The organism is Vibrio bathopelagicus (assembly GCF_014879975.1).
GTDB classification, from domain to species: Bacteria; Pseudomonadota; Gammaproteobacteria; order Enterobacterales; family Vibrionaceae; genus Vibrio; species Vibrio bathopelagicus.
Genome location: NZ_CP062500.1, coordinates 2,484,242 through 2,510,804, shown reverse-complemented (window position 1 = coordinate 2,510,804; position 26,563 = coordinate 2,484,242). Strand labels below are relative to the sequence as shown.

23 protein-coding genes are annotated in these 26,563 nt (G+C 44.4%); 18 read left to right on the top strand and 5 right to left on the bottom strand.

Annotated features, from left to right (window positions below):
- Window positions 1–37 precede the first annotated feature (37 nt).
- Window positions 38–2,098 carry a methionine--tRNA ligase gene (gene metG / locus IHV80_RS10995; protein WP_192889077.1) on the bottom strand — a complete coding sequence of 687 codons (2,061 nt, stop codon included), beginning with the start codon at window positions 2,096–2,098 and terminating at the stop codon, window positions 38–40.
- 157 nt (window positions 2,099–2,255) lie between these two features.
- Between metG and apbC the strand changes: the two genes are divergently transcribed.
- From apbC to IHV80_RS10980, 3 genes are all read left to right on the top strand, one after another.
- Window positions 2,256–3,332: an iron-sulfur cluster carrier protein ApbC gene (gene apbC / locus IHV80_RS10990; protein WP_192889076.1), complete on the top strand. Its 1,077-nt coding sequence runs from the start codon at window positions 2,256–2,258 to the stop codon at window positions 3,330–3,332.
- Window positions 3,333–3,589: 257 nt separating this feature from the next.
- The gene (gene udk / locus IHV80_RS10985; RefSeq protein WP_102437004.1) at window positions 3,590–4,231 is read left to right on the top strand and encodes a uridine kinase; all 642 of its coding nucleotides are present in this window, start codon (window positions 3,590–3,592) and stop codon (window positions 4,229–4,231) included.
- A 107-nt stretch (window positions 4,232–4,338) separates the two neighbouring features.
- Complete coding sequence (locus tag IHV80_RS10980) at window positions 4,339–6,465, top strand: AsmA family protein (RefSeq protein WP_192889075.1); 2,127 nt, start codon at window positions 4,339–4,341, stop codon at window positions 6,463–6,465.
- Window positions 6,466–6,682: 217 nt separating this feature from the next.
- Here IHV80_RS10980 and cobO read toward each other — a convergent pair whose 3' ends face one another.
- Window positions 6,683–7,288, bottom strand: coding sequence for a cob(I)yrinic acid a,c-diamide adenosyltransferase (cobO, locus tag IHV80_RS10975; protein ID WP_029223569.1), 606 nt, complete (start codon window positions 7,286–7,288; stop codon window positions 6,683–6,685).
- Between the two features lie 84 nt (window positions 7,289–7,372).
- On the opposite strand from cobO, the gene IHV80_RS10970 reads away from it, so the two are divergent.
- Window positions 7,373–7,822 carry a low molecular weight protein-tyrosine-phosphatase gene (locus IHV80_RS10970; RefSeq protein WP_192889074.1) on the top strand — a complete coding sequence of 150 codons (450 nt, stop codon included), beginning with the start codon at window positions 7,373–7,375 and terminating at the stop codon, window positions 7,820–7,822.
- A gap of 108 nt (window positions 7,823–7,930) precedes the next feature.
- Here the strand turns inward: IHV80_RS10970 and IHV80_RS10965 are convergent, their stop codons facing one another.
- Window positions 7,931–9,478, bottom strand: a complete 1,548-nt coding sequence (locus tag IHV80_RS10965; protein WP_017107291.1) for a SulP family inorganic anion transporter — start codon at window positions 9,476–9,478, stop codon at window positions 7,931–7,933.
- A gap of 261 nt (window positions 9,479–9,739) precedes the next feature.
- On the bottom strand, window positions 9,740–12,889 hold the full coding sequence (gene rne / locus IHV80_RS10960; RefSeq protein ID WP_192889073.1) for a ribonuclease E: 3,150 nt from the start codon (window positions 12,887–12,889) through the stop codon (window positions 9,740–9,742).
- 618 nt (window positions 12,890–13,507) lie between these two features.
- On the opposite strand from rne, the gene rluC reads away from it, so the two are divergent.
- Window positions 13,508–14,452, top strand: coding sequence for a 23S rRNA pseudouridine(955/2504/2580) synthase RluC (gene rluC / locus IHV80_RS10955; protein WP_017107288.1), 945 nt, complete (start codon window positions 13,508–13,510; stop codon window positions 14,450–14,452).
- Between the two features lie 467 nt (window positions 14,453–14,919).
- Here the strand turns inward: rluC and IHV80_RS10950 are convergent, their stop codons facing one another.
- Window positions 14,920–15,501, bottom strand: a complete 582-nt coding sequence (locus IHV80_RS10950) for a Maf family protein (RefSeq protein WP_192889072.1) — start codon at window positions 15,499–15,501, stop codon at window positions 14,920–14,922.
- Between the two features lie 149 nt (window positions 15,502–15,650).
- Here IHV80_RS10950 and yceD point away from each other — a divergent pair, with 149 nt between their 5' ends.
- From yceD to IHV80_RS10885, 13 genes are all read left to right on the top strand, one after another.
- Window positions 15,651–16,178 carry a 23S rRNA accumulation protein YceD gene (gene yceD / locus IHV80_RS10945; protein WP_004733994.1) on the top strand — a complete coding sequence of 176 codons (528 nt, stop codon included), beginning with the start codon at window positions 15,651–15,653 and terminating at the stop codon, window positions 16,176–16,178.
- 48 nt (window positions 16,179–16,226) lie between these two features.
- Entirely contained in the window at window positions 16,227–16,397 is a 171-nt protein-coding gene (rpmF, locus tag IHV80_RS10940) for a 50S ribosomal protein L32 (protein WP_004737376.1), read from the top strand.
- A gap of 9 nt (window positions 16,398–16,406) precedes the next feature.
- Entirely contained in the window at window positions 16,407–17,432 is a 1,026-nt protein-coding gene (gene plsX, locus IHV80_RS10935; protein WP_192889071.1) for a phosphate acyltransferase PlsX, read from the top strand.
- 5 nt (window positions 17,433–17,437) lie between these two features.
- Window positions 17,438–18,388, top strand: a complete 951-nt coding sequence (locus IHV80_RS10930; protein WP_010437276.1) for a beta-ketoacyl-ACP synthase III — start codon at window positions 17,438–17,440, stop codon at window positions 18,386–18,388.
- An 80-nt stretch (window positions 18,389–18,468) separates the two neighbouring features.
- Window positions 18,469–19,392, top strand: coding sequence for an ACP S-malonyltransferase (gene fabD, locus IHV80_RS10925; protein WP_192889070.1), 924 nt, complete (start codon window positions 18,469–18,471; stop codon window positions 19,390–19,392).
- 25 nt (window positions 19,393–19,417) lie between these two features.
- Window positions 19,418–20,152: a 3-oxoacyl-ACP reductase FabG gene (gene fabG, locus IHV80_RS10920; protein ID WP_029223568.1), complete on the top strand. Its 735-nt coding sequence runs from the start codon at window positions 19,418–19,420 to the stop codon at window positions 20,150–20,152.
- 166 nt (window positions 20,153–20,318) lie between these two features.
- Window positions 20,319–20,552, top strand: a complete 234-nt coding sequence (gene acpP, locus IHV80_RS10915; RefSeq protein ID WP_012603569.1) for an acyl carrier protein — start codon at window positions 20,319–20,321, stop codon at window positions 20,550–20,552.
- 93 nt (window positions 20,553–20,645) lie between these two features.
- Window positions 20,646–21,890 (top strand): beta-ketoacyl-ACP synthase II, encoded by a 1,245-nt coding sequence (fabF, locus tag IHV80_RS10910; protein WP_192889069.1) that lies wholly within the window; start codon window positions 20,646–20,648, stop codon window positions 21,888–21,890.
- A gap of 104 nt (window positions 21,891–21,994) precedes the next feature.
- A complete protein-coding gene (pabC, locus tag IHV80_RS10905; RefSeq protein WP_192889068.1) occupies window positions 21,995–22,873 on the top strand; it encodes an aminodeoxychorismate lyase in 879 nt (292 codons plus the stop codon).
- Window positions 22,870–23,886 (top strand): endolytic transglycosylase MltG, encoded by a 1,017-nt coding sequence (mltG, locus tag IHV80_RS10900; protein WP_192889067.1) that lies wholly within the window; start codon window positions 22,870–22,872, stop codon window positions 23,884–23,886. Before pabC ends, mltG begins: the two co-directional genes overlap by 4 nt.
- 10 nt (window positions 23,887–23,896) lie before the next feature.
- Complete coding sequence (gene tmk, locus IHV80_RS10895; protein ID WP_192889066.1) at window positions 23,897–24,529, top strand: dTMP kinase; 633 nt, start codon at window positions 23,897–23,899, stop codon at window positions 24,527–24,529.
- A 6-nt stretch (window positions 24,530–24,535) separates the two neighbouring features.
- Window positions 24,536–25,501, top strand: a complete 966-nt coding sequence (locus IHV80_RS10890; RefSeq protein WP_192889065.1) for a DNA polymerase III subunit delta' — start codon at window positions 24,536–24,538, stop codon at window positions 25,499–25,501.
- Window positions 25,492–26,259: a TatD family hydrolase gene (locus IHV80_RS10885; RefSeq protein WP_017107277.1), complete on the top strand. Its 768-nt coding sequence runs from the start codon at window positions 25,492–25,494 to the stop codon at window positions 26,257–26,259. Before IHV80_RS10890 ends, IHV80_RS10885 begins: the two co-directional genes overlap by 10 nt.
- Window positions 26,260–26,563: the final 304 nt, after the last annotated feature.

The following is a 26,563-nucleotide window of genomic DNA, read 5'->3' as shown; positions in this document are numbered from 1 at the left end:
TGGCTGTTATGGGGACTTTTAAGCGGCTAAACCGGCATTACATTACACGCATGCCTGGTTGAGCACCTTCGTGTGGTTCAAGGATCCACAAGTCGCTGCCACCAGGGCCAGCAGCTAAGATCATGCCTTCAGACATGCCAAACTTCATCTTACGAGGTTTAAGGTTTGCTACCATTACAGTTAGCTTGCCTTCTAGCTTTTCAGGTTTGTACGCTGACTTGATGCCAGAGAATACTTGGCGAGTCTCACCACCGATGTCCAATTGGAATTTCAGCAGTTTGTTGGCTTTTGGTACTTCTTCACAAGAGATGATACGAGCGATTCGCATATCGACTGCTGCAAAGGCATCGAATTCAATTTCGTCTGCGATTGGCTCTTTGTCTAGTTCAGTTTGGCTTGCTTGCTCTTTTTCCGCTTCTGCTTTTTCTTTTGCTGCTGCTTCAGCGGCTGCATCTTCTTTAGAAGACTCGATCATTGCTTCTACTTTCTTCGGATCAATACGGCTAAATAGCGCCTTGAACTTATTGATTTCGTGATCAGTTAGCGGAGTAGCAATCGCTTCCCACGTTAGCTCTTCGTTTAGGAAAGCTTCTGTGCGAGCGGCTAGTTCTGGCATAACGGGTTTCAGGTAAGCCATGAGTACGCGGAATAGGTTAATACCTACAGAAGAAACTTCTTGAAGCTCTTTCTCTTTACCTTCTTCTTTTGCAAGAACCCAAGGTGCTTTTTCGTCGATGTACTGGTTAGCTTTGTCAGCCAGTGCCGTTACTTCACGAATAGCGCGGCTAAACTCACGAGTTTCGTACAGTTGACCGATACGCTCAGCCGCTGCTACGAATTCGCTGTAAAGCTCTGGTTCTGCAAATTCAGCAGAAAGCTTGCCTTCGAAACGTTTAGTGATGAAGCCTGCGTTACGAGAAGCCAAGTTAACAATCTTATTTACTACGTCAGCGTTTACACGTTGAGTGAAGTCTTCAAGGTTAAGGTCAAGGTCGTCGATACGGCTGTTTAGCTTAGCAGCGTAATAGTAACGTAGACATTCAGGGTCTAGGTGGTTTAGGTACGTGCTTGCTTTGATGAATGTGCCTTTTGACTTAGACATCTTAGCGCCGTTTACGGTTACGTAGCCGTGTACAAATACGTTGTTTGGCTTGCGGAAACCAGAACCTTCTAGCATTGCAGGCCAGAATAGAGAGTGGAAGTACACAATGTCTTTACCGATGAAGTGGTAAAGCTCAGTTGTGCTATCTTTCTTCCAGTATTCGTCGAAGTCTAGATCGTCACGCTTGTCACACAGGTTCTTGAAAGAAGCCATGTAGCCAACTGGCGCATCTAGCCATACGTAGAAGAACTTGTCTTTTTCGCCTGGGATTTCGAAGCCGAAGTAAGGCGCATCACGTGAGATATCCCACTGTTGCAGGCCAGACTCGAACCATTCCTGCATTTTGTTTGCAGTTTCATTCTGTAGAGAACCAGAACGAGTCCACTCTTTAAGCATGCTTTCGAACTGAGGTAGGTCGAAGAAGAAGTGCTCAGAGTCTTTCATTACTGGAGTTGCGCCAGAAACCGCTGATTTAGGATTAATCAGTTCAGTTGGGCTGTATGTCTCACCACAGTTATCACAGTTATCACCGTATTGGTCTTCTGACTTACACTTAGGGCAAGTACCTTTTACAAAACGGTCTGGAAGAAACATCTCTTTCTCAGGGTCGAAAAGCTGAGAAATAGTACGGCTAGAGATGAAACCGTTCTTTTTAAGCTCAAGGTAGATATGAGAAGCCAGTTCACGGTTCTCTTCGCTATGTGTGCTGTGGTAGTTATCAAAGCTGATATCAAAGCCAGCGAAGTCTTTTTGGTGCTCTTCACTAACAGCAGCGATCATCTCTTCTGGTGTGATACCCATCTGTTGAGCTTTAAGCATAATTGGCGTGCCGTGAGCATCGTCAGCACAGATGAAGTTTACAGTGTTGCCACGTAGACGCTGGTATCGAACCCAGATATCAGCTTGGATATGTTCTAGCATATGACCAAGGTGAATAGAGCCGTTAGCGTACGGAAGCGCACAAGTTACCAAAAGTTGTCTTGGATCAGTTGCCATACTTAATAATTCGCTTTTTTGATAGGTATAAATTTGAGAGGTAATACTACTTTATAACGTGTGATACGCCAAGGTATCAGACAAAGGATTCCCCTAGTTTTTTAGGGGTTCAGTCTTCATCTCGTGGGTGATAGCATAAATAAAAAAAGGAGCCCCAATGCGTAACTTTACTTCTAAGCAAGATTTCTGTTCATGGTTGAATGAGTTCGAGTCACCAATCCTCATACCAGAGTGGGCGCTACACCAAAATATTGTCTCTGTTGATCCGCGTGGATCATTTGTTATTACCTTGCCTTTTGCTGCCAATCAGCTCGCGGTTGAACTGGAACAGTGGATCCGCTCTCAAATTGAACAGCAACGGGTGAGTGCTTTCCAATTTGAAGTCAATGTGAAGCCGTCAGCGTTAGAAACAACGGTGGCTACCCCATTGAAAGGCGTGAAGAACATCATCGCCGTGACCTCTGCAAAGGGTGGGGTGGGCAAATCAACGACCTCTGTGAACCTTGCTCTAGCTTTATCTAAGTCTGGATCAAAAGTCGGATTATTAGATGCAGATATCTACGGTCCATCTGTGCCTATGATGCTTGGTCAGCTAGACGCAAAACCTGAAGTACAGAACAACAAATGGATGATGCCAATCGAAGCTCATGGCATTTTTACTCATTCTATCGGTTACCTTGTATCAAAAGATGATGCTGCTATCTGGCGTGGCCCAATGGCAGCTAAGGCGTTAGGTCAGCTCGTGAATGAAACCGTATGGCCAGAGCTGGATTATCTTGTTATCGATATGCCACCGGGTACGGGTGATATTCAGCTAACGCTTTCACAGCAGATCCCAGTTACGGGCGCGGTAGTCGTGACGACACCTCAAGATTTGGCTTTAGCCGATGCACGCAAAGGCGTGGCGATGTTCGATAAAGTGAGCGTGCCAGTTGCAGGCTTAGTGGAAAACATGAGCTACCATATTTGTAGTCACTGCGGTGAGAAAGAGCACATCTTTGGTGCTGGTGGTGCAGAAACAATGTCGGAAGAATTCTTCCTTGATATTTTGGCGCAGATTCCACTGCATATTGATGTGCGAGAAGACATCGATGCGGGCTGCCCAACCGTTATACGTCGTCCGGACAGCGAGCACACTCGTCACTACCTTGAGTTGGCTGAAAATGTTGCTGCAAAAATGTTCTGGACAGGAAAAGCGAGACCGGAAGCGATTAACTTTTCTATGGTTGATTAGAGCAGATAAGTCTTAAAGCCGTATAAATAACGCTGGGGTGAGATAAATAGCTTTGTATTTGGCTAGATAGCCGTTGGGTTTGTGCAAATAGTTGTACGCTAGTTATTCGAAAGCAAACGATTGTATTCATTTAATGTATAGAGAACATCAATTTGACTGCAATTAGCAAGAATGGCGACTAGAATCTATGTTGTTTAGCCCCTATAATCAGGCGGTTTATCTCTTCCCACCACCAAACCATATCGGGTGCAAAATTAATGTCTGATAATAATCAATGTGTCATCGTAGGTATCGCTGGCGCTTCAGCATCAGGAAAAAGTCTGATTGCTAGTACAATTTATAATGAGTTGCGCGAGAAAGTAGGCGACCATCAAATTGGTGTTATCACGGAAGATTGCTACTACAGCGACCAAAGCCACTTGAGTATGGAAGAGCGTGTTAAAACTAACTACGATCACCCAAATGCACTGGATCATGATCTATTATGTGAACACCTACAGCAGCTAATGAGTGGCAATGCGGTAGAAGTTCCTGAATACAGCTACACAGAGCACACACGAACTTCTGAAACGACTACACTTACACCTAAGAAAGTGATCATTTTAGAAGGTATTCTGTTACTAACAGATCCACGTCTACGTAAATTGATGCACGCAAGTGTGTTTATGGACACGCCGTTAGATATCTGTCTGTTACGTCGTGTTAAGCGTGATGTAGAAGAGCGTGGTCGTACAATGGACACTGTACTTAAGCAATATCAGCAAACAGTACGTCCAATGTTTATGCAGTTTATTGAGCCTTCAAAACAACATGCAGACATCATCGTTCCACGTGGTGGTAAAAACCGCATAGCGATTGATGTGCTAAAAGCGCACATTGCGAAGTTGTTGAAGTCTTAATTAAGTAAAATTTTTGTCTAAGTGATTAACTTAGCTTTATTTTTTACCGAATCAGTGGCACTTTTATAGTGCCACTTTCTTTTGGAATCTAAGCAAGGAATATGCGGATGAAGAAACTACTCATTTTCATAGCTGTACCAGTGTTTGTTGTTGTCATAGCAATTCTGGCACTAGTGCTGTTAGTGAACCCCAACCAATTCAAACCATTAATTGTCGAACAAGCTCAGAAACATACAGGCCTAGAGCTTGTGATAGAGGGTGATATCAGTTGGCAATTCTTCCCATCTATTGGCTTTGAACTTGGTCAAACTGAACTACGTAATCCAGCAGGGTTTACTCAACCGAACCTATTTAAGGTTGATACCGTTGGCGTCGATGTTTCGGTTACTCCACTATTTAGCAACCAACTAGAGATTGGCAACATCACTCTAGACGGTGCAGAATTCTATTTAGAAACGCTTAAAGATGGTCGCAAGAACATCGATGCGCTAACACAATCGTCAGCTTCTCAAGAGTCTGAACTGGCTGCTGACGCAAGTTCTGAATCAGTACCTGCACCTCAAGAACAAAGCGCAACTGAAGCATCTGGTTGGACGATTAATCTTGCGGGTGTCACTGTTTCCAACGCACTGTTTGAAATGGATGACAAACAAGCGGGTTCATTCACTAAGTTATACGATGTGTCTTTGAACTTGTCTGAGTTCGCGGTTGATACATGGACGACTGCGACGTTTGCCGCTTCTGGTGAAAACAACCAACAAAAGTTTTCTGCTAACGGCAGCGCTGAATTCAAATTAGCGGAAGGCTTCGCAAGTTACGCACTACGCAATATTGACCTAAATGCTAAATTCAATGATCCAGCAACGTCGATCGAGTCGGCGAAGATTGGCTTGAATACGTTTGAGTTCGATAAGGTTAACCAACTGACTTACGCTGTGATTGGTAAAGCTGCTGGCCTTGACCTTGATCTTAAAGGTGGTGGTGAGCTAACGGTTGATAGCGCGATTTCAAAAGTAACATTGAACAAACTAACGTTAGACTCAACATTCAAAGGCGACACGCTTCCTCAGTCACCAATGAAAGTGGATATGTTGTCTGACCTAAGCTTTGATCTAACTAAGAGCCACTTGAGTTTTGTGTTAGAGAAGCTGCAAGCTAACTCTATTGCGTTAGATGGTAAAGCCGACGTAACGTTATCTGAAATACCAAAAGTTCGTTTTTCTCTTCACAGCCCGAACATCGATTTGGATGAATTCTTAGGTTTAGGCAGCACAACTGAAACTGCAAATACTGCTCCTTCTGGTTCCGCTGGTGGCTCAACTTCAAATGCTGGCAGCTCGGCTCCTACGAAAGAAGTAGAACCTGATCTTTCGGCACTGAAAACGCTCGACGTGAAAGGTGACATCACGATTGATAAGTTCAAGGCGAGCAATGCGAAAATGCAGAACGTGAAAACAGCGTTCTCTGTTAACCGTGGTATTGCGGAGCTAACGTCATTCACATCGAATCTTTACCAAGGTTCTATTTCTGCTACCGCTAAGTTAGACGCTCGTAAAACACCAGCGGCTTACACGGCTAAGAAGAAAATCAAAGGCGTGAAGGTTCAACCGCTACTGGTTGATGTTGCGAATAACGACATGCTTGAAGGTACTGGTAATATTGATGTTAACGTTAAAGGTAAGAGCCTGACGCCAACTGGAATCAAGAAGAACCTAGTTGGAACCATCGCGATTAATTTTGAAGATGGCGCGGTGAACGGCATTAACGTTGCTCAACTGATTCGAGAAAATTACGCGAAGATCAAAGGCGAAAAAGTCGAAAGTAAAAATGAGGCTCAAAAAACTGATTTCAGTGCAATGAAAGCAACACTGAAAGTAGATAAAGGTTGGGTTTCAACTAATGACTTAACAGCACAGTCGCCACTGTTACGTGTGACTGGTCAAGGCAAAGCAAACTTCATCAATGAAACGGTCGACTTCCTAGTAAGAACGTCAATTGTTGGTTCATTAGAAGGTCAGGGTGGTAAGAACATCGATGATCTGAAAGATGTGACGATTCCTATTAAGGTGACTGGCCAGTGGGCTGACCCGAAATTTGCGCTTGTTTTTGATGATGTGTTGAAACAAAAAGCACAGAAAGAGATCGACCGTGGCGTGAATAAGCTAACGGATAAGATCAAAGACGAGAAAACCAAAGAAGCGGTTGATGGTTTGTTGAAAGGTTTCTTTAACTAACCTTTACCTCTAACTCGCATATAAAAGAAGCGCCATTCCTGTTGTAGGAATGGCGCTTTTGTTTGGATGTTTATAATACTTTCGAGAGATTCCCTATGACACTCGTCCTAGGGAATGACGACAGGTACTCATCCTTTGTTCAAGGGTGTGACAGTCTAATGGTCGTCATCCTCGAGAGGGAAGAATGACCGAGTCGGGGATCTCTGGTTGAATGTGATTACCAGTCGACACCTTGCAGTGCTTTCACACCCGATTCGAAAGCGTGCTTCACGTTACGAACTTCAGATACAGTATCCGCCATCTCCGTAAGAGTACGGTGTGCACCACGACCGGTAATGATCACCGATTGCATTTTCGGACGATTGTTGAGAGCCTCTACCACTTCATCTAACTCGATGTAGCCATAACTCACCATATAAGTCAGCTCATCAAACAGAATTACATCAATGGACTCATCAGCCAGCATACGCTGACATTCTTTCCAGATACGTTGTGCGGCTTCAATATCTTTTGTTTTGTCTTGGGTTTCCCATGTAAAACCAGTTCCCATGACTTGGAATTCAACATCCAGTTTTTGGAGAACGTTCTTTTCGCCGTTATCCCAAGTACCTTTAACAAACTGAGCGACGGCACATTTCTTACCGTGACCGACGGCACGAGTGATGGTGCCAAATCCAGATGTTGATTTACCTTTACCGTTACCAGTGATAACTAATAACAGGCCTTTCACTTCTTGCGCGGCTGCGATACGTGCATCGACTTGTTCTTTTACTTTCTGTTGCCTTGCTTTATGGCGTTGTTCTTTGTTGTCTTCAGTCGACATAACAAATCCTTTTAAGTTGTGATTGCACTTATCATAGCCTAACTTAACCATAGCAAAAACCATCGGAAGAACAGGTGATTACGAATGAAGAAGATACTCGTTGTTTGTATGGGTAATATTTGTCGCTCGCCAACAGGTGAAGCGGTATTAAGGAAGAAGGCTAATCAGCTAGAAGTGGATGTTATTGTAGATTCTGCAGGGACGATTGGCTTTCATCAAGGCAACCCACCAGACTCTCGTTCAAAGTCAGCAGGTGAGAAACGTGGTTACAGCTTCAAAGGTATTACGTCACGCAAAGTCGTGATGAATGACTTTGAAGAGTTTGATCTAATACTCGCAGCTGATAAGGCGAATTTAGATGATTTAATGAACCAGTGCCCGGCTCATCTGCAATACAAGATTGCACTGTTTTTGAGTTTTGGAGAGTCGCAGTATCAAGAGATACCTGATCCGTATTATGGCGAAGGGAATGGTTTTGAGTTGGTTTTGGACCTAATTGAAGAGTCTAGCGAAGCGATATTGCGCTCTATTTAATACTGAAGCTATGCTCCGTGTTTCCGCAATAGATATAAACGACAGGTATAAAAAAGGCCGACATTCAATGTCGGCCTTTCTAAATCTAACGATAAGTGATGACTAAAATTACTTAGACATTACTTTGTAGATAGGGTCTTCTGCAACGTTCGCTTCAACTAGGCTACCCGCTTTGTGCAGCATAGCAACACAGTCTTGGCTTAGGTGACGAAGGTGAAGAGTTTTACCCAGAGCAGCGTAACGGTCGGCAATCGTGTCGATTGCTTCAATTGCTGAGTGGTCAGTAACGCGTGAGTTTGCAAAGTCAACGATAACATCTTGTGGATCGTTGTATGAGTCAAACAACTCAAGGAAGTTAGCGGTTGAACCAAAGAAGATTGGACCGTTAACTTTGTACTCTTTTGAGCCTTCTGCGTTTACTGATGTGTCTGCGTAGATGTGCTTAGCATGTTGCCACGCAAACATTAGTGCAGAAGCAACAACACCCACACCAACCGCGACCGCTAGGTCTGTTAGTACAGTTACTACTGTTACAAGGACGATAACGAAGAAGTCTTGTTTAGGAACGCGACGAGCCAGTTTGAACGTTGCCCATTCAAACGTACCGATAACAACCATAAACATAACACCCACTAGCGCTGCTAGAGGAATCATTTCGATAAGCGCAGAGCCGAACAGGATGAACATCAGTAGTGCAACTGCAGCTACGATACCTGAAAGACGACCACGACCACCCGAGTTTACGTTGATCATCGATTGACCGATCATCGCACAACCACCCATCGCGCCAAAAACTGAACACGTTACGTTAGCCATACCTTGACCTACACATTCACGGTTAGATTGACCACGAGTGTTTGTCATTTCGTCTAGTACCGTTAGTGTCAGTAGAGACTCAATCAAGCCGATAGCCGCAAGGATAATTGCGTATGGCAGGATGATTTGTAGCGTCTCGAAAGAAACCGGAACAGCAGGAATAGAGAACGTTGGTAGAGAGCCGGCAAGTGTTGCAGCTTCGTCACCAGACATAGTGCGTAGGAAATCAACAACAGTACGAGTTTCAAGATCAAGGCCAACAACCAAAGCCGTAACCGTAACAATAGCAACCAGTGAAGATGGTACTGCAGTTGTTAGTTTAGGCAGGAAGTGGATGATACCCATTGTTAGAGCAACTAAGCCTAACATCAGTGTCATTTGACCGCTTGGTAGCCAAGTTAATGCACCTGTTACGTCTGGTGCTTTAAATTGCCCAAGCTGTGCTAAGAAGATAACGATCGCTAAACCGTTCACGAAACCAATCATTACCGGGTGCGGAACGATACGGATGAACTTACCTAGCTTGAATACACCTGCTGCAATTTGCAGAAGGCCAGCCAGCATAACTGCCGCAAAGAGGTATTGAACGCCGTGGGTTGCTACTAGGCTCACCATTACTACAGCCATTGCGCCAGTTGCACCAGAAATCATACCTGGACGACCGCCGAAGACAGAAGTGATTAAACCTACGATGAATGCTGCGTAAAGACCAACCATTGGGTCAACGCCTGCAACAAAGGCGAATGCTACGGCTTCAGGTACCAGAGCTAGGGCTACTGTTAGACCTGAAAGCACATCATTTTTTACAGAGTGCTTTGAAAATTGTGGGAATTCGAACATGTTTGCTCAGCTATGCTTAAAATGGGTTTACCGACACGAGTGTATTGCGTAGCCAAACAGTGATGAAAAAGAGCGGCAATAGCTAAGTGTCGAAAATATAAGTGCGCGAATGCTACCCAAAAATGTGATTAAGTTCAAGGTTGAACCCCATTTTGAGTAATATATCTATGATAACCAATCGGAACTGTAGATATAAAAAAAGGGCGACTTATGAATAAGTCGCCCTTAGATAGTTCTTTGCAGATTACTCCGCGAAGCTCATTAGTATTGAGGTTTAGTCATGCCAGCGCCGGCTTTATTTGACGCTGCTTGGCTACCTGCACCTTTCGATACAAAACGCTCAGTACGGAATGGAGCAGCAACAACTTGAATCTCTTTGATCTCTTGAGGACCAGGAGCTTTAGTCATTGGAGAGCCCGCTTGTTTCTTCGCTTCTACTGCTTTCGGTGCTGCTTTAGGAGCTTGTGCTTTTACCACAGGTGCTTCTTCTACTTTTGCACTTTCAGCTTTAGGCGCTTCAACCGCTTTTGCTGGTTCAACAACAGCTTCAGTTTCAACAATTGTTTCTGCTACAGCGTCTTCAGCTTTAACAGTCTCAACAGGAGCGTCAACTACTGGTGTTGTAACTACCGGAGCTTCTTCAACTACTGCAGGAGCTTCAGTTACCTGAGCTTCAACGACAGTTTCAGCTTCTTCACGGCGGATAATGACTTTACCCATCGCAAGTTCAGGGCATGCAAAGCCGCCTGCCATAGCAGTGTTACTTTGCGGTGCCGTCTCTTGAGCTACGTTTTGCTCTTGTACAGCAACTTGAGTTTCAACTGCTACTTCAACTTCAGCCACTTCAGGTTTTGTCTGGTTATGGTGAGGTTTTGGAATGAAGCGAGGCATCACTTTACCCATAGCCATCTCTGGAGATGCTACACCACCTTTACGTAGGCGGAATGGGTTAGGGCGACGATCACGACCGCGACGACGACGTTGACCACTTGCACGTAGGTGACGTGGTGAACGGCGGTTACGACGTTGCTTCGGCTCTTCCTGTTCAGTTTGCTCTGCGTCTACTTGAGTTGCTTCAACTTGCTCGGCAACCTTCTGTTCTTGAGCTACAGCTTGTTCGTGATTTGCTGCTTGTGCCTTTTGCTCTTTTGAAGCGTTATCGGCATTGTTGTCAGCTTCTGCTTGAGCTAGTTGATCTTTAACTCGAACTTGCTTATTCAGTTTACGACGCTGGCGACGCTCTTTAATCTTCACAGCTTTTGCTTCAGGCTTTGCCTTCGGCGCTTCAGGTTTATCAGCTTGCGCTTCCGCTGCTAGCTGTAGACCTTCTTCTGCTAATTTAGATGGAGCTTGTTCTTCACGTAGCTTCTGCTCATCACGTGGTTTATTGCGACGATCTTGCTTAGGCTTACGTGGTTGACGAGTTTGCTGTGGAGCCGCTTCTTTTTGCTCTTCAGGCTTCTCATCACGTACAGGCTTACGACGGCGTTTGTTGTCACGGTTTTCGTTACGATTGTCACTACGCTCGTTACGTTCACCACGCTCACCACGTTGGTTACGACGGCGGTTGTCGTTACGATCACGGCGTTGACGGTTGCCGTTGTTGCGGTTGTTCTTAGGCTTCTCTTCTTCTGTCTTCTCTTCTTCCTTCTTCTCTTCTTGAGTTGAAGAGCCAAATAAGAAGCTACCGATAGCTTTGAAGAAACGACCAATTAGACCTGGTTCTTGCGTTGCTGCAGCTGGTTCAACTTTCTTCTCTTCAACAGCTTTAGGGGCTGGAGCAGGAGTCGGTGCTGATTGAGCAGGAGCCGCGAAACCTTTCAGAGCTGGCTCTTCGATCTTCTTAGGACGAATAGTCTGTTCTGCTGGTTCTTTGCTTTCCGCTTCTTTTAGAGCTTCTAGCTTGTTAGGCAGTAGGTAAGATAGTAGATCGAACTCTTCACCTTCACGTACACGGATAACCTCAAAATGCGGTGTTTCCATGTCAGAGTTAGGAACAACAGTGATCTTAACTTCTTGGTTCTTCTCGATGTGGTTTACTGAGCGACGTTTTTCGTTCAATAGGTAAGAAGCGATAGGAACAGGCACTACAGCAAGAACTTGCGCAGTGTTGTCTTTTAGAGCTTCTTCTTCGATCAGACGTAGAACAGATAGTGCTAGAGATTCGTTATCACGAACAACACCAGTACCTGTACAACGAGGACAAATGTGGTGGCTTGCTTCTGCTAGTGATGGGCTCAAACGTTGACGAGACATCTCTAGAAGACCAAAGCGAGAAATACGACCAATCTGAACACGTGCGCGATCTAAACGAACAGCATCACGTAGACGGCTTTCTACTTCGCGTTGGTGGCGAACCGGAGTCATATCGATAAAGTCGATAACAACAAGACCACCTAGGTCACGTAGACGTAATTGACGTGCAATTTCATCGGCTGCTTCTAGGTTAGTGTTAAGTGCTGTTTCTTCGATATCGCCGCCCTTTGTTGCACGAGCAGAGTTGATATCGATAGAAGTCAGAGCTTCTGTTGGGTCGATTACGATAGAACCACCAGATGGAAGACGAACTTCACGTTGGAAAGCAGATTCGATCTGGCTTTCAATCTGGTAATGGCTGAATAGTGGCACTTCACCATCGTACTTCTTAACGCGATTCATGAAATCTGGGCGTATTAATTGAATGTGCGCTTGTGCACGTTCAAAAATAGTATTGCTGTCGATTAGAATCTCGCCAATATCACGACGTAGATAGTCACGAATCGCGCGAACGATAACGTTACTTTCTTGGTGAATAAGGAAAGGAGCTGCATTTGAATCAGAAGCTTGCTTGATAGCACCCCAGTGATTCAATAGAACGTTCAAGTCCCACTCTAGCTCTTCTGCACTTTTGCCAACACCAGCTGTACGCACGATTAAGCCCATACCTTGAGGAAGCTCAAGAGTGCTTAATGCTGCTTTCAGTTGAGTGCGTTCATCACCTTCGATACGACGAGAAATACCGCCAGCACGAGGGTTATTAGGCATAAGAACTAAGTAACTACCAGCCAAAGAGATGAAAGTTGTCAGTGCAGCGCCTTTGCTACCACGTTCTTCTTTCTCAACTTGTACGATTACTTCTTGTCCTTCTCTTAGCACTTCTTTAATGCTAGGACGGCCTTGGTATGTATAACCTTCAGGGAAGTATTCGCGGGCAATTTCTTTAAGAGGGAGGAAACCGTGACGTTCTGCGCCGTAATCAACAAATGCCGCTTCTAGGCTTGGTTCAATACGGGTTATACGTCCTTTGTAGATATTCGCTTTCTTTGACTCGTGACCTGGACTTTCGATATCTAGATCGAACAGTCGCTGGCCATCAACCAAAGCGACACGCAACTCTTCTTTTTGAGTTGCGTTAATTAACATTCTTTTCATTTAGAAATTCTCATTGTCTTTTCTTATTTTCATCATTGTTCTTATCGCTTTATTTCGTTTCTCATGGTGCCAGATCCCATGGCTTTATCGGTGCAGCCTCCCGGCTGGAGAGGGATGCTCTGGGGCACGTCAGTCATCATAGGGAGTTAGCCTATGATCCGCGATGTGGCGGTGAATACTCAACATGAGCGTACGTGAGTAGAGCGATAAGGAACTCAGTTGACCGTGTCTTACGCCGATTGCAGCACTGTCTAATCTGAGTTATCTACTCATTTACTTGCTTATGAATGGTTAGCTGTTTAAATAATAGTCAAACCACTGATAGCAGCTGTGAACTATAGCAGCGGTCGGTAAACACAGCAATCTGCTTTGTCGGAATGCGGTAAAAAAAACAGTTTTTGTTTGGGTTTTGATAGCTCTAACTCACTGTCTATAAATAATTTATCAATTGATATTTTAATTTGCAGGAATCTTGATGCTTTTTTGTTCGAAGAATCAAAGAAATATAGGACTTCAGTCGCTATTTAGGGATGAATCCGTGAAGATTAAGGATAAATTAGTACGGAATAGTGCTAAGAAAACCTCAATTATCAAAAGTGACAGTGATACAATAGCCGCATGAGCGAAATTAGAACCCAAGTCCAGTTCGTCGACATTGACGAAGATATGGCTGGTCAGCGTATTGATAACTTCTTACGTAACCAATTAAAAAACATCCCGAAAAGCATGATTTATCGAATCGTGCGTAAAGGCGAAGTCCGCGTAAATAAAAAACGCATCAAGGCTGAATACAAACTAAAAGCAGGTGATTTAGTTCGTATCCCGCCAGTCACTATTGAAGAGAAAACAGAAGACAGTGTGCCAAGCACGAAACTCAATAAGGTTTCGGAATTGGAACAGTGCATCATCTACGAAGATGATCACATGCTGATTCTGAATAAACCATCAGGCACTGCGGTGCACGGTGGTAGTGGACTTAAGTTCGGCGCAATTGAAGCGTTACGAGCACTTCGTCCTGATGCGCGTTTTCTTGAACTTGTGCATCGTATTGATAGAGATACTTCCGGTATTTTATTGATCGCGAAGAAACGTTCTGCGCTGAGGCACCTTCAAGCACAGTTCCGAGAGAAAACCGTACAGAAGTACTATTTTGCTTTGGTGATGGGGGAGTGGAAGAACAGCTGTAAGGTTGTTAATGCTCCACTGCTGAAGAACGAAGTGAATAGTATTGTTCGTGTTAATCCAAATGGCAAAGCTTCTGAAACGCGCTTTAGAGTTTTAGAAAAGTTCCAAGACGCAACTTTGGTTCAGGCAAGTCCAATTACGGGTCGTACGCACCAAATTCGTGTGCATGCCCAATACACTGGTCACCCAATTGCTTGGGATGACCGCTACGGCGATCGTCGTTTTGATGCTTATACGGGCAAAGTAGGACTGAATCGTCTGTTCTTGCATGCTGCCAACATTAAGTTTACCCATCCGGGTAGCGAAGAGAAGATGGATATCTCGGCGCCAATGGAAGCAAGATTAGAAAAAGCACTAACTGGCTTACGTAAGCTGTAAGAAGATACTAGATACTAGATACTAGATACTAGATACGAAGATACGAAGATACGAAGATACGAAGATACGAAGATACGAAGATACGAAGATACGAAGATATAGAGTGTTCTCTAAATTTGTTCTTCAGTATCCATAAATGAGAAAGGTTGACGAATTTCGTCAACCTTTTTTGTTTGTGCTTGTTGCAAGAGATCCCCAACTCGCTCGTTCCTCACTCTTGGGGATGACGGTACTTTTTTCTGTTCGAGTAAAATAGCCCGTTGTGTTTATGTGTTACTTCGATCGAACAACTTTTGGGTTACTGTTTCCCGGTTTGTGAATGAGACAGCACTGACCTTTTTAAAAGTTAAGTGGTACCGCTATGGTCGTTGTATCGTGTTCTCTTTACAGTTCAAGAGACAACTTCCGTCATTCCTTAGACTGACGAAGGAAGGAGTAGGGAATCTCTAACAAAGAGATAGTATCTGTTAAAGCACACTCATCCCGTGGGCATCTAACATATCGACGAGATCGATAAGCGGTAAACCGATCAAGGTATTCGGGTCTTTACCTTCCATCTGCTTAAATAATGCAATACCTAACCCTTCGCACATAAAACTGCCGGCGCAGTAATAAGGCTGCTCTTTCTCAACATAAGAAATGATCTGTTGCTCAGTTAAATCACGGAAATGCACGACAAAGGTATCTAAGCGTGTGTCGGCTTTATTGGTTTCGCTGTTCCATACGGTTATCCCTGTATAGAAAGTGATGCTCTTACCGTTTTGGCGAGATAACTGCTCAATCGCTTTTTCACGAGTGTGCGGCTTACCAATGATTTCCCCGTCAATGACGCACACTTGATCAGAACCGATCACCAAGCTTGGTTCTTCAACTGCACAAGACTTGGCTTTTGTCTCGGCAAGACGCATTACCAATTGTTGAGGTGTCTCGTCTGAAAGAGGGGTTTCGTCGCAGTCTGGCTTGGCTGTAATGAAGCTTAACTGTAGTTTTTTGAGGATCTCTTGCCTAAATGGTGATGTAGAGGCTAAAACTAGTTGGTAATTTTTCATTTTAATTTACAATTCACGGAAGCATTTATCTCAGGATAACGTAACTTGTCCTGCTATTCATAATGCTCTGAATAGGAAAGGCAGGAAAGTACATTTTTTTTGCCATTTCCTTTGACTAAACATGATTTGGAAGATAAGATTCGCGCCCTATGCAAAAGGAAAAAATACCGCGTACAGTAGATCCGGCTCGAACGGCTCAAAAACGACTTGATATGGATGGTATCATCCAAGTGAGTCTTTTGAAGCGTTTAACCGAAACAACTGAAGGCGTAAAACGTGACGCGCAAGTCTCAATGTCATTTGGGCTTGATGAACAACGATTAGTCGTTATCTCTGGTAAAGCTAACGTCGAAGTCGATTTAGAGTGTCAACGTTGTAATGAGGTTTTCGCACATGAGTGCGATGTCCAATTTACTTATACTCCTGTTTACAGCGAGAAAAGTGAAGAGGAAGCACCGGAAGAGTACGATTTGGTAGATCTGAACGAGTACGGTGAGTTAGACCTGATTCAATTAGTTGAAGACGAGTTCATCCTTGGATTGCCACAAATAGCAATGCACGACGATGCGAAATGTAGCGTTAACTCAAATAACTTGGTGTTTGGTGAACTTCCTGAAGAAATTGAGGAAGATAAAAAGCCGAATCCATTTGATGTTTTAAAAAACTTAAAGAAGTAACTTATTAACAAGTAATTATCTTTAAGAATTTACATAGGAGTAGGGTCAATGGCCGTACAAAAGAGCAAGAAATCACGTTCAATGCGTGGCATGCGTCGTTCACACGATGCGCTAACTACAGCTGCACTTTCTGTAGACGCAACTTCAGGTGAAACTCACCTACGTCACAACGTGACTGCCGAAGGTTTCTACCGCGGCAAAAAGGTTATCAACAAGTAAGGTTGACCTTTGCAAAATCTAACCGTTGCGCTTGATGCAATGGGCGGGGACTTCGGTCCTCGTGTAACAGTGCCTGCCGCCGTGCAGGCACTGTCGTATTTCCCAGAGCTAAAAGTCATTCTCATAGGTGATCGAAACGCGATCACATCTCAATTATCTTCATTAGGTCGAATGCCTGATTCTCGTTTGAGTATCCAGCATTGTGATCGAGTTATTTCCAATTCTGAAAAACCTTCACTAGCCTTACGTAATAGTCAGGGTAGCTCTATGCGTGCTGCTATTGATCTTGTTGCCGAATCACAGGCTGATGCTTGTGTGAGTGGTGGTAACACGGGTGCACTGATGGCTTTGTCCCGTTTCCGACTCAAACTCCTTCCCGGCATTGATAGGCCTGCATTGGTTTCAGCCTTGCCTACAGCGTCAGGGAATCGTACATGGATGCTTGATTTAGGGGCGAACGTGTCTAGTGATGCAGATTCACTCTTTCAGTTTGCCGTGATGGGCAGTGCGTTAGCGGAACAACATTTAGATCGTGCTCCACGTGTTGCTATCTTGAATATCGGTGCAGAAGAAATTAAAGGCAATGACCTTGTCAAACGATGCGCTGAAATGTTGTCGAATACTCAGTCTGTGAACTTCATAGGCTACATTGAAGGTAACCAGTTACTTCAAGATGCAGCTGATGTCGTCGTATGTGATGGTTTTGTGGGCAATGTCTGCTTAAAAACCTGCGAAGGTACAGCTCAGCTCTTTATTGATAAGCTAAAAACGCGCATGATGGCTTCAACAATAAAGGGTTGGATAGCCAGAACGCTGTTTTCTGAGCTATTTACTGAATTAAAAACCTTGAACCCCGACCAGTATAACGGCGCAAGTTTGTTAGGATTGCGCGGCATTGTCATTAAAAGTCATGGAAGTGCTGATGTGTCTGCAGTCGTCAACGCGATTGGTGAAGCAGTACACGAGGTCAAACGACAAGTCCCCAGCCGCATTAGCGATCGTTTGGAAGCGGTTTTACTCGAGAGGCATTATTAGTCTTCATGTATAGCAAAATTTTAGGTACTGGCAGCTACTTGCCATCTCAGGTGCGTACTAACGCAGACTTAGAGAAAATGGTAGAGACTAGCGATGAGTGGATCGTTGCTAGAACAGGTATTAAAGAGCGTCGTATTTCAGCGGAAAACGAAACCGTTGCGGATATGGCGTTTTATGCTGCTGAGAATGCCATTGAAATGGCGGGTATCGACAAAGAAGATATCGACTTAATCATTGTTGCGACAACCAGCAGTAGCCATACATTCCCATCTTCTGCATGTCAGGTACAAGGTAAGCTTGGTATTAAAGGCTGCCCTGCATTTGACTTAGCTGCTGCATGTTCAGGCTTTGTATATGCATTGTCTGTTGCTGACCAGCATATCAAAACGGGCATGTGTAAGAACGTTTTGGTGATTGGTGCTGATGCATTGTCAAAAACCTGTGATCCGACTGACCGCTCTACTATCATCTTATTTGGTGATGCAGCAGGCGCGGTGGTTGTAGGCGCAAGCGAAGAGCCAGGTATTTTGTCGACTCACATTTACTCTGATGGTAAATACGGTGAACTTCTAAGCTTAGAAGTGCCAGAGCGTGGCGGTGATGCAGACAAATGGCTGCACATGGCGGGCAATGAAGTATTCAAAGTGGCGGTAACTCAGCTTTCTAAGCTAGTTAAAGACACATTAGCGGCGAATAACATGGACAAGTCTGAGCTTGATTGGTTAGTTCCACACCAAGCTAACTACCGTATTATTTCAGCAACAGCTAAAAAGCTGACAATGTCGCTTGATCAAGTGGTGATTACCCTTGATAAGCACGGCAATACGTCGGCAGCTACCGTACCTACAGCACTCGATGAGGCTGTTCGTGACGGGCGAATTAAACGTGGTCAAACGCTTCTTCTTGAAGCCTTTGGCGGCGGCTTCACTTGGGGTTCTGCGTTAGTTAAATTCTAACCTCAAGCGATAATCAACAAACAAGGCACATAACTTATGTGCCTTATTCAATTTTTTGCTTTGCTTAAAGGAAAATTACAATGAGCAAATTTGCTATCGTATTCCCAGGCCAAGGCTCTCAAGCTATCGGTATGCTTGCTGACCTAGGCGAACAGTATGATGTTGTTAAAAAGACATTTGCTGAAGCTTCAGAAGCACTTGGTTACGATCTATGGGCATTGGTTCAAGATGGTCCAGTAGAAAATCTAAATGAAACTTTCCGTACTCAACCAGCTCTACTAACTGCGTCTGTTGCAATCTGGCGTGTATGGCAAGAGCTTGGTCTAGAGCAACCTACAAACCTAGCCGGTCACAGCCTAGGCGAATATTCTGCACTAGTGTGTGCGGGTGTTATCGATTTTAAAGAAGCGATCAAGCTAGTTGAGCTACGTGGTCAACTGATGCAAGAAGCGGTTCCTGCGGGCGTTGGTGCAATGTACGCAATCATCGGTCTAGACGATGCAGCGATTGCTAAAGCGTGTGAAGAAGCGGCACAAGACGAAGTTGTGTCTCCAGTTAACTTCAATTCACCTGGCCAAGTTGTAATCGCAGGTAACAAAGCGGCAGTAGAGCGTGCTGGTGCACTATGTAAAGAAGCAGGCGCTAAACGTGCTCTTCCTTTACCTGTATCTGTGCCGTCTCACTGTGCCCTTATGAAGCCTGCAGCAGACAAGCTAGCGCTTGCTCTAGAAGCTCTAGAGTTCAACACACCAGCACTGCCTGTTATCAATAACGTCGATGTTATTGCTGAAACAGACCCTGCAAAAATCAAAAGCGCACTTGTTCGTCAGCTATACAGCCCAGTTCGTTGGACTGAAGGCGTACAAGCGATGAATGAGCAAGGCGTTGAAAAACTACTAGAATTAGGCCCAGGTAAGGTTCTTACTGGTCTAACAAAACGTATTGTTAAAACTATGACAGCTGCTGCAGTTAATGACACTGCATCACTAGACGCTGCTAAGTAAATAACCAATTAATAGAGAAGTTATGATGAATTTAGAAGGCAAAGTTGCACTAGTTACAGGCGCAAGCCGTGGTATTGGTCGTGCAATCGCTGAACTTTTAGTTGAGCGTGGTGCTAAAGTTATCGGTACTGCTACGTCTGAAGGCGGCGCTGCTGCAATCAGCGAGTACCTTGGCGAGAACGGTAAAGGTCTTGCTCTTAACGTAACTGACGTTGACTCAATTACTGCTACACTGAAGACCATCAACGATGAATTTGGTGCGATCGACATTCTAGTTAACAACGCAGGTATCACTCGTGATAACCTACTTATGCGTATGAAAGACGACGAATGGAATGACATCATCGATACTAACTTAACGCCTATCTTCCGCATGTCTAAAGCTGTATTGCGTGGCATGATGAAGAAGCGTCAAGGTCGTATTGTAAACGTTGGTTCTGTAGTTGGTACTATGGGTAACGCTGGTCAAGCTAACTACGCAGCTGCAAAAGCTGGTGTGATTGGTTTTACTAAATCAATGGCTCGTGAAGTTGCATCTCGTGGCGTTACAGTGAACACTGTTGCTCCAGGTTTCATCGAAACTGATATGACTAAAGCGTTAAATGATGACCAACGTGCAGCAACTTTGGCGAATGTACCAGCAGGTCGACTAGGTGACCCTCGCGAAATCGCTGAAGCTGTGGTATTTTTGGCGTCACCTGCGGCAGCTTATATCACAGGTGAAACACTTCACGTCAATGGCGGTATGTACATGGTGTAAATTATGTGCAACATTTGTGCATGATTTAAGTCAAGATCATACGTAATTTCGGTTAAAATCGTGAAAATTGTGGTTTGACCAGAAAAGTTGACCTTGCAACTTTCAATAGATTGAATAAACTACGGAAAACATCGCATAAAGCGAACTCTGTAAAGGAAAAGAAAAAATGAGCAACCTCGAAGAACGCGTAAAGAAAATCATTGTTGAACAGCTAGGTGTAGACGAAGCTGAAGTTAAAAACGAAGCTTCTTTCGTTGATGACCTAGGTGCAGATTCTCTAGACACAGTTGAGCTAGTAATGGCTCTAGAAGAAGAATTCGACACTGAAATCCCAGATGACGAAGCTGAGAAAATTACTACTGTTCAAGCTGCTATCGATTACGTAACTAGCGCTCAGTAATAATCTCTCCCAGGCGGTCACCTTGACCGCCTGTGTTTTATCTAACTCATCTATCCTCATCTTAAATCACCTCAATCCCCGGAGTGTAATATCGTGTCCAAGCGTCGTGTAGTTGTCACTGGCATGGGTATGTTGTCGCCGGTAGGCAACACTGTAGAATCTTCTTGGAAAGCCCTGCTAGCTGGTCAAAGTGGTATCGTTAATATCGATCATTTTGATGCAACCAATTTCTCAACTCGTTTTGCAGGTCTAGTTAAAGACTTTAACTGCGAAGAGTATATGACTAAAAAAGATGCTCGTAAGATGGACTTGTTCATCCAGTACGGCGTCGCAGCAGGTATTCAAGCTTTAGATGATTCAGCCCTAACTATTACTGAAAAAAACGCCCCTCGTGTTGGCGTTGCTATCGGTTCTGGTATTGGTGGTCTTGGTTTGATCGAAGCAGGTCACCAAGCTCTAACTGAAAAAGGCCCTCGTAAAATCAGTCCGTTCTTCGTTCCGTCGACGATCGTGAATATGATTTCGGGTCACATGTCTATCATGCGTGGTCTACGCGGTCCAAACATCGCGATTTCTACTGCATGTACTACTGGCCTACATAACATTGGTCACGCGGCTCGTATGATTGCATACGGCGATGCTGACGCAATGCTAGCGGGTGGTGCTGAAAAAGCATCGACACCACTAGGTATGGGCGGTTTTGGTGCGGCTAAAGCACTGTCTACTCGTAACGATGAGCCTCAAAAAGCTTCTCGTCCATGGGACAAAGGTCGTGACGGCTTCGTTCTTGGTGACGGTGCTGGCATGATGGTTCTTGAAGAGTACGAACATGCGAAAGCTCGTGGCGCTAAGATTTACTGTGAGTTAGTTGGCTTCGGTATGTCGGGTGACGCTTACCACATGACATCTCCAAGTGAAGATGGCTCTGGTGGCGCACTAGCTATGGAAGCGGCTATGCGTGATGCTGGCGTGACTGGTGAACAAATCGGTTATGTTAACGCACACGGTACATCGACTCCTGCGGGTGATGTAGCAGAAGTTAAGGGTATTAAACGTGCTCTTGGCGAAGCAGGCTGTAAGCAAGTATTGGTTTCTTCTACGAAATCAATGACTGGCCACCTTCTAGGTGCTGCGGGTTCTGCTGAAGCGATCATCACAGCGATGTCTTTGGTTGACCAGATTGTTCCACCGACAATCAACCTAGATGATCCTGAAGAAGGCTTAGATATTGACTTAGTACCTCACACCGCGCGTAAAGTTAGCGGCATGGAATATGCTGCATGTAACTCATTCGGTTTTGGTGGTACAAACGGCTGTTTGATCTTCAAAAAGATTTAATCATCTTATTAAAGACATAAACACTCGTAGATAGTCACAATTAGACTTGTTTTTAAACGGCTTGATGCTTTAGCATTGAGCCGTTTCTTTTTATGGGGAAAAACATGTTTTGGGTTGATGGAGAAAGCCAACAAACTATCGATATCTTGGATCGCTCGTTTCAGTACGGAGACGGCTGTTTCACGACAATGCTTGTCCGAGGTGCTCAGATTCAACATTTTCACGATCATCAGCGTCGTGTCGATGATTGCCTTAAAGCGTTACGCATTTCCGCACTTGATTGGGATGTGGTTAACCTTTGGCTCGATAATGCGCTTCAACATATCCAAGATAACGATCTTCATGGGACAAAGAGCCTTGATGGTTCAACGAATTTTCAAGATAAAAACAAGCCTCATAATGAAAAATCAGGGATTAAGCTGCACGTTAGCCGTGGAGCCGGCGGTCGTGGCTACAGTACCAAGAGTATCGCCAAGCCAACGATAACCATCAGTACCTTCGATTTCCCTAGTCATTATTCAGCGTGGCAAGATTCCGGTGTAGAACTCGGTATCTGCCAACAAGCACTAGGTTTGAGTCCATTATTGGCCGGTCATAAGCACAATAATCGCCTCGAGCAAATCTTGATGAAAGATGAAATGGATCAGGCTGATGAAGTTGATGGTGTGGTTCTTGATATCTCAGGTAATGTGATTGAAACCACTATGGCCAATTTGTTTTGGCGAAAAGGGCAGACGATTCACACTCCTCAACTGACGCAAAGTGGTGTCGCTGGGGTTATGCGTAAGCAAGTGTTAACCGCGCTGAATCAAGCTGAACTTTCCGTTACTATTGGTGACTACTACTTATCTCAACTCATGCAAGCTGATGAGGTTTTCATGACTAACTCCATTTTAGGGATTGCCCCCGTTACCCGTATTAGTGATACCCAATTTACGATTGGGACCGTTACTCGTAGCCTTCAAGGACAACTAAACTCGTGATCAAAAAGTTATTTATTTTTATTATCTTGTGCCTAATTGCAGCCGGTGCTGCTGGGTTCTACGTTTACAACCAAGCGCAAGATAACCTGAAACAAGTTATTCAATTAGAAAAACCACAAGTTGTTACTGTTGCTTCAGGCAGTAGCTTTAACCGCGTTTTCGCACAGTTGATTAATGAGGGTCTGTTTGAGGCTTCTCCTTACGAGAAACTCATTCGTAAATTACACCCTGAGTTGGTTGACGTAAAAGCGGGTACATTCCTGCTTGAGCCTGGTTTAACCCTTGAGCAAGCGCTACAAGTGCTGGTCGAAGGGAAAGAGCACCAATTCACGATTACTTTCGTAGAAGGCAGTCGTTTTGATGAGTGGCTTGTTCAGCTAAAAGATAATGAATTCATTCAACAGACGTTGGATGGTGTTACTGAAACAGAGATCGCTGAAAAGTTGGGTATTGAAAATGAAAAGCTAGAAGGTCTTTTCTTAGCGGAAACGTACCACTATACCTACGGCACAACGGATTTAGATTTGTTGAAACGCGCCCACCGAGATCTAATGAACGTGGTGAATGAGGAGTGGGAAAATCGAGCCGATAAACTGCCACTTAAATCGCCTTATGAAGCTCTGATTCTTGCGTCTATCATCGAGAAAGAGACAGCAGTTGCTTCTGAGCGTGAACGTGTGTCTTCTGTGTTCGTTAACCGCTTGAACAAGCGTATGCGCTTGCAAACTGACCCAACGGTTATCTACGGCATGGGCGATAGCTACAAGGGCAATATTCGTAAGAAAGATCTACGAACACCAACGCCGTACAACACCTATACAATGAGTGGTTTACCACCGACGCCGATTGCAATGGCGGGTAAAGCGTCTATCAACGCGGCTCTGAATCCAGAGAAGAGCAATTACCTGTATTTTGTTGCGAGTGGAACGGGCGGTCACGTATTTTCAAAGAGTTTGACTGAGCATAACCGTGCAGTACGAGCTTACTTAAAGCAATTAAGAAAAAACAAATAAAGAAAGAATTATGAATCAGTCGAAATTTATCGTGGTTGAAGGCCTTGAAGGTGCTGGCAAAAGTACAGCAATCAATGCCATCGTTGAGACATTGAAAGCCGCTGGTGTCGCGGACATCGTTAATACTCGTGAACCCGGTGGTACCGTGCTTGCCGAGAAGATGCGCTCATTAGTCAAAGAAGAACACGAAGGCGAGAAGCTTCAAGACATGACCGAGTTGTTGCTGATGTACGCAGCGCGTGTTCAATTAGTAGAAAACGTCATCAAGCCTGCACTCGATAGTGGTAAGTGGGTATTGGGTGATCGTCATGATATGTCATCTCAAGCTTATCAAGGTGGTGGTCGTCAGATCGCACGCACTACGATGGAATCACTGAAAGAAACCACGCTAGGCTGTTTTAAGCCAGATCTAACCCTATACTTGGATCTTAACCCTAGAGTAGGGCTTGAACGTGCTAGAGGCCGTGGTGAGCTCGATAGAATCGAAAAGATGGATATCTCATTCTTCGATCGTACGCGTGAACGTTACCTTGAGATTGCAGAACAAGACGAAACGGTTCTTGTGGTTAATGCACAGCAAGAGATTGAGCAAGTGGCTGCTGATATTAAAGTCGCGCTAGGTGCTTGGCTCGATAAACAGTAGGTAGTCATGGCTGAAGTGTATTCTTGGCTCACACCGGTATGGAGTGAGTGGAAAAAAAGTCTCGATGCAGGACGTTTTCCTAACTCTGTGATCGTTAATGCGCCTGAAGGGCTTGGCGTGGAAGTGCTGGTTAGCCAGCTCACGTCGGCACTGATGTGTGTTAACTACGAAAGTGAAGCGTGCGGCTTTTGTCACAGCTGTGAACTGATGAAATCGGGGAGTCATCCTGATTTCCATGTGATTGAACCCGAGAAAGAAGGCAAGTCGATTACCGTTGACCAAGTGCGTGCGAGTAACCGTTGGGCTCAACAATCGTCCCAGTTAGGTGGCCTGCGTGTCATCTTGCTGAATCCGGCTGAAGCGATGAACGAATCGGCGTCTAATGCGCTACTGAAAACATTGGAAGAACCTGCGAGTAACTGTATTTTCATTCTTTCGACGCGTAACAGTAATCGCTTAATGCCGACTATTCTTAGCCGTTGTCAGCAATTTAATGTGGTGTGTCCACAATTGGATGCGGGATCGGCATGGTTAAATGGGGAAGTCGGTAAAACGGTTCCTCAGTATATATTGGCATTGAATGACAACGCGCCTTTGAAAGCCAAAGCGATGTTTGAGCAAGGCGGTGTTGAGGCTTCTAGCAAAGCTTTAGATGGCTTCGTTGATGTTATCAAAGGTGTCCAACCAGACATGCTGAAGTTCTCTACAGAGTTGAGTAAGGAACCTCTGGTTCAATTAGGTTGGCTATGGCACTTACTGTCTGACGTGCAAAAGCTGCATTTTGGTTTAGCGAGCAAGGCGATCACCCCTAGTGCCAACGCACTCTCTGAGGTGATGTCTTACCAAAGTGCTTATACAGTATCGAATAAACTGCAGATGTTAATTGAGCAGTTGAAACAACACCCTGGGCTCAACACGGAGCTACTCATAATGAATTGGCTGATTGCCACTTGCGAGGAAACATGTTCGTAGATTCCCATTGTCATTTAGACAAACTGGATTACCAAGATTTACACACAAGCGTAGAAGACGTGGTTAATAAAGCGAAAGCAGCAAACGTTGACCAACTGCTTTCTGTTGGTGTTACGCTGGATTCGTTTGAAAATATGCTCGAGATGATCTCGCCGTTTGATAACGTTAAGGCTTCGTGTGGCGTACATCCTCTCGATGTAGAGAGCGACTTTTGTTTAGATAGAATGCGTGAATACGCGAGCAACCCTAAAGTGGTGGCGATTGGTGAAACAGGCCTAGATTATCACTACCAACCAGAGACTGCAGAGCTACAACAACTGCGATTTAAGCAGCATGTAGCGTTGGCAGTAGAGCTAAATAAGCCTTTGATCATTCATACTCGTAATGCGCGTGAAGATACATTGTCGATTTTGCGTGATGGCGGTGCTGACAAATGTGGTGGTGTGATTCACTGCTTTACTGAGGATCAAGCGTTCGCTGAAGCGGCTATGGAACTTGGGTTTTATATCTCGATCTCAGGGATCGTTACTTTTAGGCAAGCGACGGAACTTAAAGAAGTCGTAAAGAACTTACCGCTTGATCGACTGTTGATCGAGACGGATTCTCCATATCTTGCTCCAGTTCCATATCGTGGTAACCAGAATCAGCCTGCATATGTAGTCGAAGTGGCGGCTTATATTGCGCAGTTGAAAGGACTGTCAATGAAAGAGGTTGCTGAACAAACGACCAAGAATTACCAAAAACTTTTTTTGCGATAAAAAACTAACTTAACAAATAAAAGGGAGCGAAAGCTTCCTTTTTGTGTTTTTGATCACCAAAAGTGCGTTTTTTTTTAATGTTTACTAATTATGTTGAACTTGAGAGCCCTATTTCCAACATTTGTAATTTTGTTACTAAAAATAACATTCGCTCCTATTTTATTTACCCAGTAAAATAATAGGACTCTTGAAAAATACTGTTTATTTTCAGTCATTTACTGGCTTGTAAAGCATTGCATTTCTTGATTTGACATGTGATCCAAGACGTGTTTTGAAACTAAATTTCGTAAGTGACTAGAAAGTT